Origin of the sequence: Nonomuraea sp. ZG12 (genome assembly GCF_052068115.1) — a bacterium.
Taxonomy (GTDB): Bacteria; Actinomycetota; Actinomycetes; order Streptosporangiales; family Streptosporangiaceae; genus Nonomuraea.
The window spans coordinates 26,736-44,095 of the sequence record NZ_JBQHCW010000043.1 but is presented as its reverse complement, the minus strand read 5'-3'; the positions used below and the strand labels follow the sequence as shown (position 1 = coordinate 44,095).

Genomic DNA, 17,360 nt, shown 5'->3' with positions numbered 1-17,360 from the left:
AAGAGCCGTATGAACCGAGAGGTTCACGTACGGATCTGTGGGAGCCGGGAGGTGAAACTCCTCCCGGCCACCCGACAGGCTGAGATGACCACCGTTGCTACCGGAAGGTTGCTCTATGTCGCAGAAGATTTGCTCTACGTCACCATTTCGCCCTATATCCGCCTCACGCAGCAAGCGCAGGATCAGTTTGTACACGGGCACTCAGGCGAAATGATCCCGGAGTCTGGCTCGGGCCTGATCGGCGGCAGGGTGCTTCAGCGCTTGGAGAATGGCCAGGGACAGGCGCCAGGAACGCTCCGCCTGCGTGTGGTCTCCGGTGGCGTGGCGGGCGTCGCCGAGGTGGAGGAGTATCTCGCCCTCGGCATGGCGGTGGCCGAGCTCACGGCATAACGCCAGCGCGCGCCGGTAATACACGATCGCCGTATCGTGGGCGCCTTGCTGATGGTGGATGTAGCCCACCGTGTCCAGGATGATGCCCTGGCCGGATCTGTCGCCGAGTTCGTCGGCCATGGCCAGCGCCTTCCCACCGACGCGGAGTCCTTGTTCGTAGTCGCCCGTCAGGCACCAGCACCAGCTGATCACATTCAAGACGCGGGCTTCGGTGGCGGCCAGGCCGACGGCGCCCAGAGGAGTGAGGGCCGCCTCCGCGTACCGCAGCGCCTCCTCGGGGAGATCCTGCTTCAAGCAGGCCAGAGCCATGTCGAAGAGAGCAAACCCTTCCTCGGCCAAGTCGCCAGCCTCGCGGGCGAGCGCCATGACGTGCCGGAAGTGGATGCGCGCCTGGTCGAGACCGTCGCGTTCGGCGGACAACTGCAGGAGCATCCGGCGCGCGGCCGCCTGCGCCCGGTCATCGCCCAGGCGGACGGCCGCCTCCAGCGCCAGGTGGGCGTAGTCGACGTACTCCTGCCAGTGACCTTGCCGCAAGAGCCAGTCCTGGACGGCCGACACCAGCCGGATGACAGGGTCGTACAGTCCGCCGGCCATGGCCTGGCGCAGAACGGCGAGCAGGACCGCCCGCTCGGCCTGGAACCAGGCCAGCGCCTGCCGATGATCTGCCAGTTCCTCGGCGCGCACGCCCGGGGAGGCCGCTTCGGGGACCTTCATCCACTCGGCCAGCACGTCCAGCAGCAGGGCCGCCTCGTACGCCGTGTGCAGATAATGCTCGATTACGCGGCGAGCCGCACGGGCTGGCTCGTCCGTCTCGTTCGCGATCTCATGCGCGAAGGCGCGGAGCAGGTCATGGAAGGCATACCGGCCGTGCGCGACCTCGGTGACCAGGCTCGCGTCGAGCAGTGCGTCGAGAAGTCGCCGGCCCTGCGCCGGGTCGACGCCTGCCAGGCTGGCGACGGCCGCCGGGGTGATGTCCGGCCCAGGGTGTACGGCGAGCAGCCGGAACAGGCGGGCCACGTCGTCGGGCAGCAGGGCGTACGAGCGGGACAGCACCGCCCGCAGACTGGTGGCCGAGTCCCTGGTGGTGAGCCTACCTAGGTCCTCGGTGGCCCGGCGTAGGTCGGTGGCCAGGACGTCGAGCGGCAGAGAAGGCCTGGTGACCGCGTGGCCCGCGGCGATCGCCAGGGCAATGGGAAGCCGCGCACACGCGGCGATGATCGCATCGGTGGCCTGCTGGTCGGCCTCGACCCGATGCCGACCGAGGCGGTGGGCAAGCAACTCGTGGGACTCCTCCAGCGTCAGTACGTCCAGCGAGATCAGCCCGGCCCCCTCTTCGGTGATCAGACTGCTGAGCTGGCGTCGGCTGGTGATGACGACGGCGCAGTCCGCGCCTCCCGGCAGCAGCCAGCGGGCCTGCTCGGCGTCACGGGCGTTGTCGAGGACGACCAGGACGCGCCTGCCGGCCAGAGTCGTGCGGTACAGCGCGGATCGGGCCGGCAGATCCTCGGGGATCCGCTGCGGCGGCACGCCCATGGCCTCCAGGAAGGCCAGCAGCGCGTCCCGCGGATCGACCGCTTCGTCGGCCGGGCCGAAGCCCTGCAGGTTGACGTACAGCTCGCCGTCCTCGAACCGCTCCCGAACCAGGTGCGCCCAGTGCAGTACCAGGGATGTCTTGCCGACACCGGCCGTGCCGGACACGACGCAGATCCCTCTCGGGCCTGCGCCGAGCCGCCGATCCAGCTCCGTCAGAGTGTCGGCACGGCCCGCGAACCCGGTCACGCCGACCGGCAGTTGCCGGGGCACGACGTGCCACACCGGCGGCGCGTCGACCCCAGCCGGCGCCGCCCTCTCACCTTCCCGGTGCGCTGCCGTGATGATCATCGCCCGCTCCTGCGTGTCCAGCCCCAGAGCCTCGGCCAGACGTAGGATCGACGTATTCCTGGGCCGTTCGACGGCATCGGCTTCGAGCCGTCGAACGGTGCGCACGTGGACGCCCGCCCGAGCGGCGAGTTGCTCCTGACTCAGCAGGGCCCGATCCCGCCAGCCCCGCAGGAGAGAACCCAGGCTCGGACTCGCGTCCTCAGGATCGTCTCCCATGAGCCTTCCTCGTCGTGTGGTCCGGCTACCGATTCATCTTGACACGACCGTCGACAGCCCGGCGAGCCATCACAGTCGGCCCAGCCTCGTCTCCGCAGATCACAGCGAGACGGACAGAAATCGTAAGCAATCAGAAGGTTCTGTGACGCTGGGTGATATATGCTGACCAGGCGTCGAGTGCGACCGGCGGCATCCAGAGGTTGCCGGTGAAGGCGCGGTGGATCGCCTCAAAAGCGTCCCGACATCGTCCGGGGCTTCTCCACCGATCCGTATCTGGCCGACACCGGCCCGCGATACCGATAGTCCCAAAATGATGATCAGCTTAGTGCACCCTTCGAAGTAGGCTGCCCACAGCGCGGTTCCGCCAGGTAACCGCGATTCAGGGGTGCGGCGAGTCGTGCCCAGGGAAGGTGGCTCCTCCCGGTCTTCTGAGGGCGATGCCGAGGATTCGGTCGGCGGGGTAGGGGCCGTTGAGGCGGGAGTCGTTGCTCGCGTTGTTGTCGCCGAGGACGATCAACGTGCCGTCGGGGACGGCCCGCAGGGTGCCTGCCGCCGCCTGCGCCGGTGGGGGGATCGGGTCGCCGGGGAGTGCCGCGACTCGTTTGATCTGCCATTGCGTTCGCGTCGGCAGGCGGGCGAGGACCGTGACCTCGGGGGAGACGGGTACGCGTGGTGGTTCCAGGACCACGATGTCACCGACCTTCAACGCGGTGATGCCGCACCGGCGAACGAGGAGCTTCTCGCCGGGGTGCAGAGTGGGCGTCATACTGGTCCCGGACACGGTGATGACCACGATGCGCCGCCGTACGAGGACGGTCGACACCAGGAACACTGCGATCATCGCCAGCGCGCAGGTCAGGGCGATCATGGGATCGGGTGCGGCTCGTGGCCGGTGTCGTAGCCCGATGCCTGCATGCGGAAGAGCCGGGCGTAGGTGCCGTCGTACGCCATCAGTTCGTCGTGGGTGCCTTGTTCGGTGATGCGGCCGTCGTCGAGGATGGCGATGCGGTCGGCCATCCGCACCCCGTTGAGCCGGTGGGAGATGATCACGCTGGTGGTGCCGTGGCGGTGTTCGACCAGCCGCTGGTGGATGGTGTGTTCGGCTTCGGCGTCCAGGCCGGAGCTGGGTTCGTCCAGGATGAGCAGGTCGCGGCGGCCGCGCATCAGACCACGGGCCAGGGCGATCCGCTGCCACTGGCCGCCGGACAAGGTCATTCCCGTGGTGGAGCCGTCGGAGTCGGAGTTCATGAAGAACATCCGGCTCAACAGGGTGTCGTAGCCATGGGGGAGGGCGGTGATGGTGGCGTCTACTTCGGCGGATGCCGCGGCGGCGCGGATCTTGTCCCGGTCGTGCAGGGCGGGCAGGTCGCCGATGCCGATGTTGTCCGCAGCTGTGAAGTCGTAGTTCATGTGGTCCTGGAAGACAGTGCCGATGCGTTCGCGCAGGTCGGCGACGGGGATGTGACGGATGTCGATGCCGTCCCAGATGATCGAGCCTCGGGTGGGCTCATACAACCGGCACAGGAGTTTGACCAGGGTGCTCTTACCGGCACCGTTCACACCGACCAGGGCCAGGAGCGAGCCGGCCGGGATCTGCAGGTCGACCCCGCGCAGCACCCAGGGTTTGTCCGGGTCGTAACGGAACCACACGTCGCGCAGTTCGATCGTGCCCTGTAACGGCGGCGCGGGCACCGGGTGGGCCGGTGTGGTCAGGTCCGGCTCGGCGTTGAGGACGGCGAGGTAGTGGCCGAACTGCAGCAGCGCCTGATGCCCGCCGGCCAACTGGGTGACCAGCCCGGACAACCCGGTCTGCACCCCGGCGACGGCCGCTATGAAAACGATCACATCGCCTGGGGTCAGCAGACCGGCGCGTGCCTGCAGGATGCCCCAGACCAGGCCGGCGCCGGAGACGGCAGCGGTCAGCGCGGCCAGCGCGAACTGGGTGTGGAACACCCGCCGGTCCAGCCGTCGCTGTGCGGCGTTGACCTGGCGCAGCTCGCTCAGCATCCGCGAGCGGATGAAGTCTGCCAGACCGAACAGCCGGATCTCCTTGGCGGCGGTGCGGTCGATCATCAGCTGGGAGTAGAACACCTGCCGCCGCTCGTGCGGGCTGATGGTCCACAGCATCCGGTCCCGCCTGGCGCTCAAGCGCAACTCGGCGGCGACCACCGGGATGGCCGAGGCCAGCACCACCGCGGCCATGACAGGGCTGACCGCCAGCAGCGAGCCGGTGAACCCCAGCATGGTGACCACGGTGCGCACGCCGCCCAGTGATGCGTCCAGGATCGTTTGGGGTGACATCTCACCGGCTTGCTGAGCCAGCCGGATCCGGTCGTGAAAGACCGGGTTCTCAAACCCGGACAGCCCGGCCAGGCGGGACAACGCCGCGTACAGCCGGTCTCGGCTGTGCAGCCGGATGGAGCGGCCCATTTCGGCATCGACGTAGTGGAAGAGGTGCGGCAAGGCCGCCGCGGTCAGTCCAAGCCCGGCCAGTAGCGCGCTCTGCCCGAGCAGCCAGCCGATGGGTCGCTGTCGTCCCAGCAGCTCATCCAGTATCTGTTTGGTCAGCCACGCGACCGCGACGGGTGTGGCGCCCATGACCAGCGCCCCGGCCAGCTGCGCGGCAAGCAGTGCGGGCCGGGCCCGCCAGGCCAGTCCCAGCGCGATCACACATCGTTCCCGCCAGCTCGACTCGCCCGCCGCGTACTCCGCCATATCACCCATAGCCTGATCAACTGCACGCATCACACCGAGACGGCCTGCTGCGATCGCGCCAGAGTGGCCACGCTGCCGGCGCCGGTCTGGACTGTGCCGTCCTGTCCGAGCAAGACGAACAAAGGCCAGCGCCGCACGCTGAACGCGGTCATCAGCGGGCCCTCCTCCGGCTCGACCACCACGCGGGCCATCGGTGAGACGGTCTCGACGATGTCCGCGACCTCGTCGGCCGGTCCGGAGATCACCACCAGGTTCTGTTCCCGTCCGCCCGGCACGGTGGCGGCGTACTCGACGAAACGGGGAAGCTCTTCGTGACAGGCCGGGCATCCGGTGGAGAAGAACCCGACCAGCAGCGGACCTTCCACACCGCTCACACCGGCTGGATCGCGCAAGGTGATGTCGGCGCCGTCCAGCGTGGTCGCGGTGAAATCGGCGATCCGCGTTCCCGGCTCGGGGAGGAGTCTGCGCTCCGCGAGGTTATCCATACCCGCGCGTGCCCATTTATCGTCGTACTCCCGCAACCGCCGTAAAACAGCCAGCATCAACAACAGGTTGAGCCCGCCCAGCACGCCGACCACGAAAACCGCCGCGATCAACACCGCATCCATCGATCCATCCTCCTTCGGAAGGCCACGTGCTCAGAGGTTCGGCGGCCCGGCTTCGACGCCTTCAAAGGAGCGCCGATACAAGATCGTCATAAGAAATGACCAAAGCGGCCAAGATCACCGCCACGAACCCGGACACCATCAAAGCTGCCGGGTTCCACCCCAGGGCTGTAGCCGGCGAGGTTCCCGTGACGCCGATCGCCGCGATCAACAACAAGATCGCGTTACGCACGAGGTGCCGCCTGCCCAGCGGCTGCGTCGACGCGCCGAAACACCGGCAACTCGCCGACGTACCCTGCCGCAGAACTGAGCTGATCGCCATCGTGAAGACGATCAACAGCGCCGCCCCGACACCCAGACCCGCAAGCGCGGTGACATCGGCCGCCAGCAGCGCCGCTGTGGCCAGCTCACACATGATCACCGCCGCGGCGACGGCAGATCTCCAGCGGGGTTTCACGCCGAACGCCCCCAACGACGCCCGGAATTCAGCTCGATCACGCCGCCCCCGCGCTTTACTTACCGCCGCGGCGATGAACACCACCGCAAGTAACACACGGCAACCGAAGCCAATATAAGCAATCAATATTCCGACTCTTTCCCGGCATGGGCGAAAGTTGGGTGGATCCTTTCGAAGCCTGCCCGCCGCTGATCGCGGCGATGGCAGTTGGTGTTCATGGCGATCGGCCGACCCCTCAGGGGATCGACTGCGCCTGGAATTCTGCTTGGCCCCGACGAATCACGCTTTGGTCGATCGACGGTGTTGGAATGCTGCCTGAATCTGCCAGGACGCCGTTGACGACCTCGGCGACGGCCTAGAAGGGGCCTCCACCCACAGCAGTGCGGGACCAAGCAGAATTTCAAGGATCATAGCCTGCTGGAGTCTAAGGACAGCAACCCGAGACCACCAAGTCGCAGTTGCTGTACAGAATGTACAGCGCGCGAGGATATACGTCGCCCCCTATTCGACATTGCTGGACGCGGCAACTTCTCTCATATTCACACCCTCCCGCGCTGGCGACCGCCTTGGGCGCGAGGAACGCGAGGAGTCTGTCGCCCGTCGACGCTAAAGCAGCTCTCATGCCTTTGTCGCCTCTCCGTGATCGTTCTCGGACGCTCTACCTCATGAGTATTGATGCGAAGGCTGCGAATTGAAAGGACACAAGGAGGACATCTGCCGGACATTTGCCGGGCATCTGTGTCGTGATCTGACGCCGGTGAGGTGGTGCGCCGCAGATGGTCGAGCAGTTCAGGGGCCATTCGCGCGACACGCTGAGATACGGGGACGGATGTCCGGCGCTTGAAATGTCCGGTAAATGGACTGCCGCTGTCCTGGACCTGTCACTCATGTCGACCTATGCTCAGCAACAGTGGGAATACCTACTGTCAGAACCTGCTACCTGGAATATGGCCCTCCTGGTCTCCGGGGAGCCCGCCGGTCGGTTCATGAACGGGCGTGCGTGCATTGCCGGCAGGTCGCCAGAAAGGTCCGTTGCTTCATGACTGTCTATGAACCACCTAAAGGTGCGGTGAGCGTGCCGACCGATTTCGGTGTGGCCGACCTGACGCCGGATCCCGATCGCCCCGGATTCTGGGTGCTGTTGTTCGACTATTTCCCGCAGTCCTATGTAGACCTCGCCGACCCACGTCATCTGAAATTCACGTATGTGCGGTGGCTCGCGTCGATCGCAGACCGCGTCGCGGACCCTGGCGCGCCGATCAGGGCCCTGCACCTGGGTGGTGGCGGCCTCACGCTCCCGCGGTACGTGGCCGCCACCCGGCCGGGGTCGGCTCAGCTGGTCGTCGATCGGGATGCCGCGCTGATGGAGACGGTCAGGAGAGTGCTGCCGTTGCCGTCCGATGCCGCGATAGAAATCCGCATCGCGGATGCGCGGGACGCCATGCGGTTCGCGCGTCCGCGAGCCTACGACCTCATCGTCACGGACGTGTTGATCCGGACCGGGGTACCCGCGCGGCTGACGAGTCTGGAGTTCGCCACCGCGGTGGCAGGGGCACTGAATCAGGGCGGGCACTACGCGCTGAACATTCTGGATTCGGTACCTTTCGAATTCGCGCGTCGTCAGGTTGCGACCTTACGTGCGGTGTTCGGCGAGGTGTACCTGTTCTGTGAGCCGGACGTGCTGTACGGCGACCGGATCGGAAACCTCTTACTCGCGGGCGCGAACGGCGGCCTGCCGACGCGGACGCCGGCCGAGTGGGCGGAGCGTGCGCCCGCTCCCGTGCGATTGCTCAGTGGTGGAGAGCTGGATCGCTTCGTCGGCGACGCCCAGCCGGTGGCCGACGCGGACGCAGTCGATTCGCCACCAGCGGTACCTCCTTAAGTCCCGCCTGCCGACATGCCCGCAAGATTGCTGTCACCCGGTACCCGACGGCGTCCGCCGCCGCCTGGGCGGCGATGAGCTGCCCGCGCAAGTCGCGGAGCCGTTCCCGGGCGGCGGCGAGATCCTGACCGCGATGACGGAGCCGGCCACGACATGCGCTCACAGCGCGTGAAGCCGGTCTGAAGCAACCGGTGGTCAACCTGCGCAACATCGACGATCCGAAAGGAAATTGGTGATCATGACATCACTGCCCGACCCTCGCGAACTCATCCGTTCCAGCAAGTCACTCGAGGCGCCGACCGTGACCTCGGACAACCCGGCCGAGCGCGGCTGGTACCCGCGTGACCGTGGTCCGCACCGTCCCAGCGCGTGATTCGGTGGCCGGGTGCCGCCGGCACCCGGCCACCTCCCCGGACGAGCCCATGAGCATCGGAGAGGAAGGTAGTTCCGCATGACGCGGCGCGACATCTGGCAGGAGGTGGAGCGGTTGCTCGGCACGGATGCCGAATACGGCGACTCTGCCGCCATCGAGCGGCGCGTCCTCGGGCGGCTGCGAGTCGGCCTGACCATGCTGGCCGATCTGAGGCCGCAGACGTCCGAGGCGGTGCGGCGGTGCGCGGCCTCGTCCGACGCGGACCTGCGGGTGATGAGCCGCGATCCGGTGTTGCGGAACGCGTTCGAGAGCGACCTGCAGGCCTTGACCGCGCAGTCGGACGCCGGCCCGCTCCTGCCCGGCCTGCTGCCGGCGGACGGCGGCTACGCGGTGAGCCGGGCGGCCGGTGGAGCCGGCGGCTACGCCTGGCGCTCGACCGGTTCCGCCTGGGTGTGGACCGAGGTGAGCCGGCGCAGGGGTGATCCTGTCGCCGAACGCCTGTGGTTCCTGCTCGATGAGCAGTTCCCCCACCGGTCAGCAGCCGTGCCGATCAAGCCCTCCGCCGCCGGACTCACGGTGATCGAAGAGGCGGCGGATCTGCTCGCGGCGCTGATGCCGGCCGTCGGACCGGGCGTCCTGGGAAACGTCGGCATGGTGGGGCTCGCGCGGGACGAGGGGACGGACGGGCCGCTGCACTCCGTATCCGGCGGTGACCGCTTCCCGTCCACCGTCTTCATCGCGCCGGAGAAGCTTCGCAACGTCTGGGACGCGGCGGGGGCGCTGCTGCACGAGGGCCTCCACCTCACCCTCTTCGAGATCATCCGATGCGGCGCGGTGGTCTTGGACCACGTCGACACGACATCGGACGTCGTACCGATCCCGTGGCGGCGGGAGGCGTGGTCGCTGATGCGGGTGCTGTTCGCCCTGCATGTGTACGTCCATCTCGCCGTCTACCACGGCCTGGCCCACTCGGCTGGCGCCGAGATCCGGCGACGGTTCGGGGAGCCGCCGGCGGACGCCGCCCTCAGCCGCGCGACCTTCGGCGGCGCGCGCTACTCGAGGCCCGAACTGCGCGCCCGCTATCTCGCCGAGCAACTCGCGCAGCGATCGGAACTCTTCACCGCCTACGGCCACGAGCTCACCGCATGGCTGGTCAGGGCTCTCGACCTGCTCGCGCCGGCCGCTCCCCACGGCCAGGCGGGCACGACGTTCCAGGGCGTCGCCCCGATCGCCGCCGTGCCGCTGCCGGAGCAGCGGCGGCTCGTCGTCGCACTCGCCGACCCCCCACGGGTGCGCTGGCTCAACTCCTCCGCCTGGCTCGTGTACAGCCTCTGCGACGGCCGGGACGGCGCGGCGATCAGGAAGGAGTACGCCGAGTCGGTCGCCGACGTCGTCCCGCCCGCCGAGGCGCTCCGCCAGGTGGACGCGGCCCTCCTGGCGCTCGTCGACGACGGCATGGTCGTCACTCGCCACGAGGGGCTGCCGGCGACGTCCTGAGGGCGGCGGACCCCGGCACCGCAAGCTTTCCTCTTCACACCATCACGCCCTACCGGGCACGACACAGAAGAAAGGTGACCGCTGTGACCATCACGCGGACCGAGCCCACGATCGACGACCTCGACGAGTTCGATCTGGATCTCCAGATCTCCATCCTGCCCGAGGGAACCCAGCCCGTCGGACGGCACACCCATTGGCACTCCTGTGTGCCGTGCGTCTCGATCACCTCGTGGGCCAGCAAGTGCTGCTGAGCACCAGATGACCCGCCCGTCGCGACCCGCCGCCCAGCCGGTCGCGACGGGACGGTCCCGGCCGACGACCAGCGAATGAGAGGTGTTTCCATGCCCGCAGGGCGGGTCATAGCCGTCTCCCCGAGAAAGAGCGGAACACATCTTCTGCAGGAGTTGATGATCCTGCTCGGCTACCACACCGACGGTGAGGCGGTCCCGCCGCGAGAGGCCGTGGTGGCGTTGAGCCTGCGCCAGCGGATCGAGTTGGCCGACCAGTACATGCATCCCGACGAAGTGGCCAGGCTCGACCACCGCGCGGACCGCGAGGGGTTCGTCCAGGCCACGAACCTCCTGTGGTTCCAGGTCGCCGAACTGTGGCGGGCCAAGCTCGCCGCGGGCAACGTGTGCCACACCAAACTGGCCTATCCCGAGCTGGACCAGCCCGTGCCGATGCACCCGGAGGCCTGGGGGCGGCCCTTCGCCACCACTCCGCCCGGCATCTGCTGGACGTTCCACGCGCTCGACATCTGGCGGGTGGATCCCGTGTTCTTCAGGGAGTGGGAGAGCCTGTCCGGGCCGCGTATGGTCCTGGGCTACCGCGACCCGCGTGACACGCTCATCTCGATGGCGACGTTCCTGTCCGGCGAGGGCGGCCACGCGCTCGGCCGCCAGCCCGAGGCCGCCGTGTTCCGCCCGATCCTGCGGAACATGCCGACCATGTCCGATCGGATCACCTACCTCCTCCGCGACCCGGCCATCCCGCTGCTGCCCGACTTCGACGCCGCCATCAGCCTGTTCCACCATCCGGACGTGTGCGCCGTGTCGTTCGAGGAGCTGATCGGCGAGCAGGGCGGCGGCAGCGCGGAACGCCAGCTCGCCGCGGTGCGGCGGGTTGCCGAGCACGTCGGGACCGACATCGATCCCGAAGTCGTCGCCCAGAAGGTGTTCAACCGCAACGCTTACAGCTTCCACCGCGGCCAGATCGGCGCCTGGCGGGTGGTGTTCACCGCGGAGCACCACCGGCTCTTCGCCGCCCGGTTCGGCCATCTCCTGGAGATCTTCCACTATGACTGACGCCGGTCTGCTGTCCTCCGCGACGGCGTCGAGGGCCCGCAAGGTCGCGGTGGAGATCCTGCACCGCCTCTGCGACAAGGAGCTGGTCGTCAAGGTGGGGCAGGCGGCCTCGGCGATGGTCGGCCGTCCGGTGTGGGAGCCTGGCGCGGCGCTGTACGCGGGCGCCGCCGGCAGCGCGCTCGCCTTCGCGCACGCCGCCCGAGCCTGCCCCGACTCATCCGATCACTGGTGGGCGCAGGCCCATCAGTGGCTCAAGCTGGCTGCCGCGAGCACCCGCGAGCGCCCGCTGCGGCGCCCCGGGCTGTCGCTCGGAACCACCGGCATCGCGCTCGCCGTGGCCGGATGCGACGAGGACGACCGGTATGCCCGGACGCTGCGCGGCCTGGACACCCGGCTGGCCGAACAGCTCGACCGGTTCGGCCCCTCCGCCGGCCGCGCCCTGATCGTGCATGACTACGACGTGATCAGCGGGCTGGCCGGGATCCTCGGCTACGCCTGCCGCCGGCCCGCTGATCACGTCGTACAGCGGATCACCGCGCGCGGTGTCGAGCGCCTCGTCGCCCGCTGCGCCACCGACGGTCCTGACGGCGGGGCGCTCATCACCTCCCGGTGGACGCCATGGCGGATCGCGCCGGAGAACTACGGACGGGAAGGGGAGAGGGAGCTTTATCCCCACGGCTACGTGGACCTCGGCCTGGCCCACGGCGTTCCGGGGCCGCTGGCGGCGCTCAGCCGGGCATGGCTGGCCGGTCACCGGGCTCCCGGCCTGCGCGAGGCGATCCGCGCCCTCGCCGACCAGCTCGTTGCGGCCTCCTGGCAGGGCGAGCACGGCCGCACCTGGTCGCGGGTCATGCCGTTCGACGCGTCGGGTGAGGTCGCGCCGGACCTGGGGCAGCCGGCCGATCCCGCGTACTGTTACGGCGCTCCCGGCATCACCTCGGCCCTGCTCGACGCCGCCGAGGCGCTCGGCGACGAGTCCGTACGGGCCGTTGCGATCGAGGGTTTCGAGGCCGCCCTGCTCCAGATGGAGGCACGGCCGCGCAGGACCGGTCCAGGGCTGTGCCATGGTCTCGCGGGAGTGCTGCTGATCTGCGGGAAGTTCGCCACGCGGGCCGGCAGCGCGGCGGCTAGGGCGGCGCTGGAGCGCCTGGTCGACCGGCTGCTCGGCGGCTGCGACCCGAGCCACCCCCTGATCGTGCGGGACTACAAGCCGCAGGTGGCCGGTGAGCCGGGTTCGGTGCTCGCCGCCAGCCCCGACGGCGCCTGGATTGACCACCCCGGACTCCTGGATGGCGCAGCGGGCGTCGCGCTGGCGCTGCTGTCCGTCGCCGAGCGGGTGCCACCCCGCTGGGCCCACGCCCTGCTGGCCGACTGATCCGGGCCGGAACGGCGAGCGAGCACGGCGTCCGACGGGCGCCGCGGAGGCAACGCGAGAGCAAGGAGAACGAGCCGCATGGCACACCCCGACAGCGGGCAGGCGGAGCACACGAGCCTGTACACGGCATCGGAGCTGTTCATGCTCCGCGCGCCTGTGCTGCCCGCCGACACGTTCGCCGGCCTGAGCCAGAGCGCGCCGGTGCCGCCTCCGGATGCCGCGGCCGCCGGGAGAGCCGCGCTGGCGGAGGCACGCGACCAGGGTCGGCGGACCCTTCGCGAACTCGCCGCCTCGCCCCGCGTCGGCCAGGCGGTCCAGGTTGCGAGTCCGGATCTGGCCGCCGCGCTGTCCGCGCTCGACGGCGCCGGCAAGACCGCGAACCGCCGGCACGCCGCCCTGCTCCGGTACCTGACCAGGATGTCCACTCGGCCCACCCCCATGGGGCTGTTCGCCGGGGTCGCCACCGGCACGTTCCACAGCGCCCCCGAAACCGGCGAGATCGCGACGCTGGCCGCCGACCCGGTGCGGGCGACCCGGACCCGGGCCGACAACGTCTGGCTGGCCCGCTTGACCGACCGGCTCGGGCGCGACCGGGCCGTCCGCGACAGGCTCGGCGTACGGGTGAACGCGCTGCTGCACCGCTTCGGCACGCGGATCGTCCTGTACAGGCTCGACGACCCGGACCGGACCGCGTCCCGGCGGATCGAACTGGCGGTCGGCCGCCCCCTCGCCGTGGCGCTGGAGCTGGCGGAGCACACGCCGACCTTCGGCGAGCTGGCGGCCGGGCTGGCCCGCCGCTTCCCGGCCGCGCCCCCCGAGAAGATCGGCCGCCTGCTCGACCAGCTCTGGGACCTGGGCATCCTCCTGCCCGACCTGCTGCCCGCGCCGACCGAGCCGCTGCCCGAGGTCCACCTGGTCAAGCGCCTGATCGACCAGGGCGTGCACGACGACGTCGTCGACGGCCTCATCCGCATGCGGCAGCTCGCCGACGAGGTGGACCGGCGCGCCGGCCGGACCGGCCCGGCGGACGTGGCCCGGCTGGAAGCGTGCCAGCGCGCGATGACGCCGGGCTTCACCGGCCCGACGTTCCAGCTCGACACGGCGCTCGCGCTGGAGCCCGCGACGCTGCCGGCGGAGATCGGCGCGGCGGCGGCCGAGGCGGCCGAGCTGCTGATCAGGCTCGGGTGCGCCCGGCAGCGGCGGCCGCACATCGTCGACTACCATCACGTCTTCCTGGAGCACTACGGCGCCGAGGTGGAGCTGCCGCTGCTCGACGTGCTCAACCCGGAGACCGGCCTCGGGCCGCCCGGCAGGTACCGCCAGCCGGTCCTCGGGCGCCTGTGGCCGCGGCAGCCGGAGCCCGAGCATCTCGAGCGCGACCGCGCCCTGGTGGAGACGGCGGTCCGCGCCTCCCGCGACGGCCTGCTCGCGGTCGAGCTCGGTGACGAGCTGCTCGACCGGATCACCGTCTGGCGTCCGGACGACGCGCACAGCCGCCCGCGTACCTCTCAAGACGTCTTCTTCGAGATCGCCGCCGGCTCGCCCGAGGCGATCCGCGACGGCCGGTGGCGGCTGGTGCTCAACACCATCGGGAACTACGGGGGCTGGCAGGCCTTCGGGCGGTTCTTCGACCTGTTCGACGAGGCCGCCGTGGCACGGATCCGCGCCCAGCAGCGGCTGGAGGAAACGCTGCGCCCGGACACGGTGTTCGCCGAGCTCAACTACGGGATCAGGAACAACCGCAGCGGCAACCTGGCCGGCCATCACCCTACGCGCGACTACGAAGTGTGCGTGAACGCCGAGCCGACCGGGCCGCCGGTGCGGCGGATCCCACTGGCCGACATCATGCTCGGCGCCGCCGCGAACCACTTCTACCTGAGGTCAGTCTCGCTGGGCCGTCCCCTGTCGGTCAGCCAGACCCACGCGGTGAACGTCGCCCAGGCGCCGAACATCTGCCGTGCCCTGCTGGAGTTCTCCGAGGACGGATACACTCCGGCGTGCATGTTCGACTGGGGCGGCGCGGCAGGCGCGCCTTTCCTGCCGCGGCTGACCCGGGGCAATGTGGTGGTGCATCCAGCCCAGTGGACGGTCACCGCCGCCACCTTCCCGGCCGTCGAGGATCCGGACGACTTCTTCCACGCCTGCCAGAGATGGCGGCGGAGGTGGCAGGTCCCCCGCCACGTCTACCTGACCCATCGCGACAACCGGCTGCTGCTCGATCTGGATCACCCGCTGTGGGTGGACGAACTGCACCGCCAAGTGACCCGGCCGGGCGAGCCCGGCGAGTCGATCCGCCTGCTCGAAGCGATTCCCGCGCCCGGCGACCTGTGGCTGCGCGACCGGGCGGGGCGCCCCTACCACGCCGAGCTCGTCGTGCCGCTGGTGCTGCGTGACCGCGCGCGGATGCCGGAGCCGAGCGTCCCCCGCGCGACCGCGCCTCCCGCCGTCACACGCCGCTGGCTGCCCGGCGACGAATGGGTCCACCTGAAGCTGTACGCGGCGTCGGACCAGCACGACGGGATCATCGCCGGGCCGCTGCGGATGCTGCTGGCCGACCTCGACCGCCTGACCGATCGCTGGTTCTTCATCCGGTACGCCGATCCCCTGCCGCACCTGCGCCTGCGGTTCCATGCGTCCGCCCAGGACCTGGCCGCCGAGGTCATGTCCCAGTGCGCGGCCTGGGTCCGCGGCCTCGTCCGTGACGGACAGGCCACGGATCTCGCGTTCTGCAGCTACGACCGCGAGGTGGAGCGGTACGGCGGCGGGCACGCGATCGACACGGTGGAGACCGCGTTCTGGGCCGGCAGCGAGGTCGCGGCCGACCTGGTGCGCCTCCTGCACGCCGGGCGCGGCCGGCTCGACCCCGACGTGGTGCAGGTGGCCGCGCTGCACGAGCTGTACGAGGCCTGGGGCGCCGGCCCGCACCCGCATGACGGCGCAGCGCACGTGACCGACGCGGCCCGCAAGCGCTTCCGCGAGCTCCGGCCGCTGCTCTGCGAGCTCCTTACCCCCGGAGAGCGCCGTCCCGACCCGCGCGCGGCGGAGTATCAGGCCGTGCTGGGGCCTGTGTTCGCCCGGCAGCGGCAGCCGCTCGCCGACGCGAGCCGGCGGATCCGCGAGCTCGCCTCCCTCCGGCTGCTGACCGGCACCGAGCAGAACGTCGTCGAGAGCCTGGCGCACATCCAGTCGATCCGGCTCGCCGGGATCGACCGCGACCGCGAGCGGCTGTGCCGGGCGCTGTGGTCGCTCAGCCGGCGCGCGATCCGCAACCGCCCCGCCGCCGACCTGACCGGCGCGGCAGCCGAGAGGCGCCGGTGAGCCGCGGACAGGTCCTGGTGCGCATGGTGCGCCTGCTGGCCGCGGTGGTACCGATCAAGATGACGGCGGCCGTGCTGCTCGCGGCGGCGAGCGCGCTGCTGCCGGCTGCCAGTCTGGCGATTCTGAGCTGGTCGCTGCAGGTGCTGGGGAAGGGGGCCCGCGGCGGGTCCCCGGTGCGGGCCGACGACGTCACCCTCGCCGTGCTCGGGCTCGCGGCCGCGTCGACGGCGACGCTGCTGTTCGCGGTCTGGCAGCGCTACGTCGAGGCGCTGCTGCACCTCCGGCTGGACAACACCGTCACCGAGCGGATCCTGGCCAAGGCGCTGACGCTGGAGCTGCGGCACTTCGAGGACGCCGAGGTCTACGACTCGCTGGCCCGCGCCAGGACCGGGGCGAGCGGCCGCCCGTACCAGTTCTTCGCCGGTCTGCCGGCCACGGTGTCGGCCGCGGTCACGCTCGGCTCGGTAACGGCACTGCTGCTGTCCTGGTCCCCGCCGGCCGCCGCTCTCATGGCCGTCTCACCGGTGCCCCTGGTGGTCGCGCAGATCGTCCACCACAAGGCGATCTGGAAGATGGAGTACGCGCGCTCTGCCGATCAGCGCCGGCTGATGTACCTGGAGCATCTCCTGACCCACAACCAGTCTTATGCGGAGGTCCGCCTGCTCGGGCTCGGCCCGCTGTTCCCGCGGCGCCACGCGGTCGTGTGCGCTTTGCTCGCGCTGGCCGGAGCCGTCGCCGTGGGGATTGCCGTGCTGCTCGTCGTACAGGACACGATGCGCAGCGGCCAGGCGGGGCAACTCATGGCGTACGTCACCTCGGTGATCCTCATCCAGACCTCGATCCGGAGCCTGTTTCAGGGCCTGGCGAAGCTTTACGACGACAGCCTGCACCTGGCGAACCTGTTCGAGTTCCTGGACATCCGGGTGGCGGCGCCGCGGCCCGCCGTGACGGCCTTCCCCGGCCTGCTGCGCAAGGGGATCGAGTTCCGCGACGTGTCGTTGATCTTCGCACGACTGGCCGACCTCGCCGGCCGCTCCACCACGCTGCTGATCGCGCACCGCTTCTCCACCGTACGGGCCGTCGCCGACCGCATCGCCGTCATCCACCGGGGACGCATCCTGGAAGAGGGCGACCACGACGAGCTGATGACGGCCGGCGGCGTCTACGCGCGGCTCTTCCGGCTGCGGGCGGCCGGCTACCTGGACGAACCTGGTGGCGCAGGTCCTTGGTGGGCGGCCCACCGGGTCCACAAGACCGGCGCGGCACCGCCGCGACAGCGGGACCGCACGGTCTCGACATCCCCCGAACAGGATCGGAGCACGCGACTTGCTAACTGATGACACGGAC

The 17,360-nt window shown here is 69.8% G+C and carries 13 protein-coding genes; 7 read left to right on the top strand and 6 right to left on the bottom strand.

All coding sequences use genetic code 11. The features are described from left to right. The 6 genes from ACTMTF_RS47290 to ACTMTF_RS47265 all read right to left on the bottom strand — a co-directional run. Nucleotides 1-195 (bottom strand): hypothetical protein (locus tag ACTMTF_RS47290; RefSeq protein ID WP_441116648.1); only part of this gene is annotated, 195 nt, incomplete at its 3' end. Nucleotides 196-201: 6 nt separating this feature from the next. Beyond that, nucleotides 202-2,487 (bottom strand): ATP-binding protein, encoded by a 2,286-nt coding sequence (locus ACTMTF_RS47285; protein WP_441116647.1) that lies wholly within the window; start codon nucleotides 2,485-2,487, stop codon nucleotides 202-204. A gap of 379 nt (nucleotides 2,488-2,866) precedes the next feature. Next, nucleotides 2,867-3,355 (bottom strand): S26 family signal peptidase, encoded by a 489-nt coding sequence (locus tag ACTMTF_RS47280; RefSeq protein ID WP_441116646.1) that lies wholly within the window; start codon nucleotides 3,353-3,355, stop codon nucleotides 2,867-2,869. Then, nucleotides 3,352-5,211, bottom strand: coding sequence for an ABC transporter ATP-binding protein (locus tag ACTMTF_RS47275; protein WP_441116645.1), 1,860 nt, complete (start codon nucleotides 5,209-5,211; stop codon nucleotides 3,352-3,354). Before ACTMTF_RS47275 ends, ACTMTF_RS47280 begins: the two co-directional genes overlap by 4 nt. A gap of 20 nt (nucleotides 5,212-5,231) precedes the next feature. Then, nucleotides 5,232-5,810 (bottom strand): TlpA family protein disulfide reductase, encoded by a 579-nt coding sequence (locus tag ACTMTF_RS47270; RefSeq protein WP_441116644.1) that lies wholly within the window; start codon nucleotides 5,808-5,810, stop codon nucleotides 5,232-5,234. Between the two features lie 61 nt (nucleotides 5,811-5,871). After that, on the bottom strand, nucleotides 5,872-6,390 hold the full coding sequence (locus ACTMTF_RS47265) for a MauE/DoxX family redox-associated membrane protein (RefSeq protein WP_441116643.1): 519 nt from the start codon (nucleotides 6,388-6,390) through the stop codon (nucleotides 5,872-5,874). Nucleotides 6,391-7,333: 943 nt separating this feature from the next. On the opposite strand from ACTMTF_RS47265, the gene ACTMTF_RS47260 reads away from it, so the two are divergent. The 7 genes from ACTMTF_RS47260 to ACTMTF_RS47230 all read left to right on the top strand — a co-directional run bounded on the left by ACTMTF_RS47260 (nucleotide 7,334) and on the right by ACTMTF_RS47230 (nucleotide 17,350). Continuing rightward, on the top strand, nucleotides 7,334-8,146 hold the full coding sequence (locus tag ACTMTF_RS47260; protein WP_441116642.1) for a spermidine synthase: 813 nt from the start codon (nucleotides 7,334-7,336) through the stop codon (nucleotides 8,144-8,146). A 451-nt stretch (nucleotides 8,147-8,597) separates the two neighbouring features. Then, nucleotides 8,598-10,016 carry an aKG-HExxH-type peptide beta-hydroxylase gene (locus tag ACTMTF_RS47255; RefSeq protein WP_441116641.1) on the top strand — a complete coding sequence of 473 codons (1,419 nt, stop codon included), beginning with the start codon at nucleotides 8,598-8,600 and terminating at the stop codon, nucleotides 10,014-10,016. Between the two features lie 83 nt (nucleotides 10,017-10,099). Then, nucleotides 10,100-10,267, top strand: a complete 168-nt coding sequence (locus ACTMTF_RS47250; protein WP_441116640.1) for a hypothetical protein — start codon at nucleotides 10,100-10,102, stop codon at nucleotides 10,265-10,267. A gap of 90 nt (nucleotides 10,268-10,357) precedes the next feature. Then, entirely contained in the window at nucleotides 10,358-11,320 is a 963-nt protein-coding gene (locus ACTMTF_RS47245) for a hypothetical protein (protein ID WP_441116639.1), read from the top strand. Next, nucleotides 11,313-12,695 (top strand): lanthionine synthetase C family protein, encoded by a 1,383-nt coding sequence (locus ACTMTF_RS47240; protein ID WP_441116638.1) that lies wholly within the window; start codon nucleotides 11,313-11,315, stop codon nucleotides 12,693-12,695. The genes ACTMTF_RS47245 and ACTMTF_RS47240 overlap by 8 nt, the downstream gene beginning before the upstream one ends. Nucleotides 12,696-12,773: 78 nt before the next feature. Further along, on the top strand, nucleotides 12,774-16,013 hold the full coding sequence (locus ACTMTF_RS47235; RefSeq protein ID WP_441116637.1) for a lantibiotic dehydratase: 3,240 nt from the start codon (nucleotides 12,774-12,776) through the stop codon (nucleotides 16,011-16,013). Further along, nucleotides 16,010-17,350 carry a hypothetical protein gene (locus tag ACTMTF_RS47230; protein ID WP_441116636.1) on the top strand — a complete coding sequence of 447 codons (1,341 nt, stop codon included), beginning with the start codon at nucleotides 16,010-16,012 and terminating at the stop codon, nucleotides 17,348-17,350. Before ACTMTF_RS47235 ends, ACTMTF_RS47230 begins: the two co-directional genes overlap by 4 nt. Nucleotides 17,351-17,360: the final 10 nt, after the last annotated feature.

Coding starts and splice junctions, on each gene's coding strand:
- ACTMTF_RS47285 (WP_441116647.1), bottom strand. CDS start 2,487: ATGGGAGACGATCCTGAGGACGCGAGTCCGAGCCTGGGTTCTCTCCTG.
- ACTMTF_RS47235 (WP_441116637.1), top strand. CDS start 12,774: ATGGCACACCCCGACAGCGGGCAGGCGGAGCACACGAGCCTGTACACG.
- ACTMTF_RS47280 (WP_441116646.1), bottom strand. CDS start 3,355: ATGATCGCCCTGACCTGCGCGCTGGCGATGATCGCAGTGTTCCTGGTG.
- ACTMTF_RS47245 (WP_441116639.1), top strand. CDS start 10,358: ATGCCCGCAGGGCGGGTCATAGCCGTCTCCCCGAGAAAGAGCGGAACA.
- ACTMTF_RS47270 (WP_441116644.1), bottom strand. CDS start 5,810: ATGGATGCGGTGTTGATCGCGGCGGTTTTCGTGGTCGGCGTGCTGGGC.
- ACTMTF_RS47275 (WP_441116645.1), bottom strand. CDS start 5,211: ATGGGTGATATGGCGGAGTACGCGGCGGGCGAGTCGAGCTGGCGGGAA.
- ACTMTF_RS47255 (WP_441116641.1), top strand. CDS start 8,598: ATGACGCGGCGCGACATCTGGCAGGAGGTGGAGCGGTTGCTCGGCACG.
- ACTMTF_RS47240 (WP_441116638.1), top strand. CDS start 11,313: ATGACTGACGCCGGTCTGCTGTCCTCCGCGACGGCGTCGAGGGCCCGC.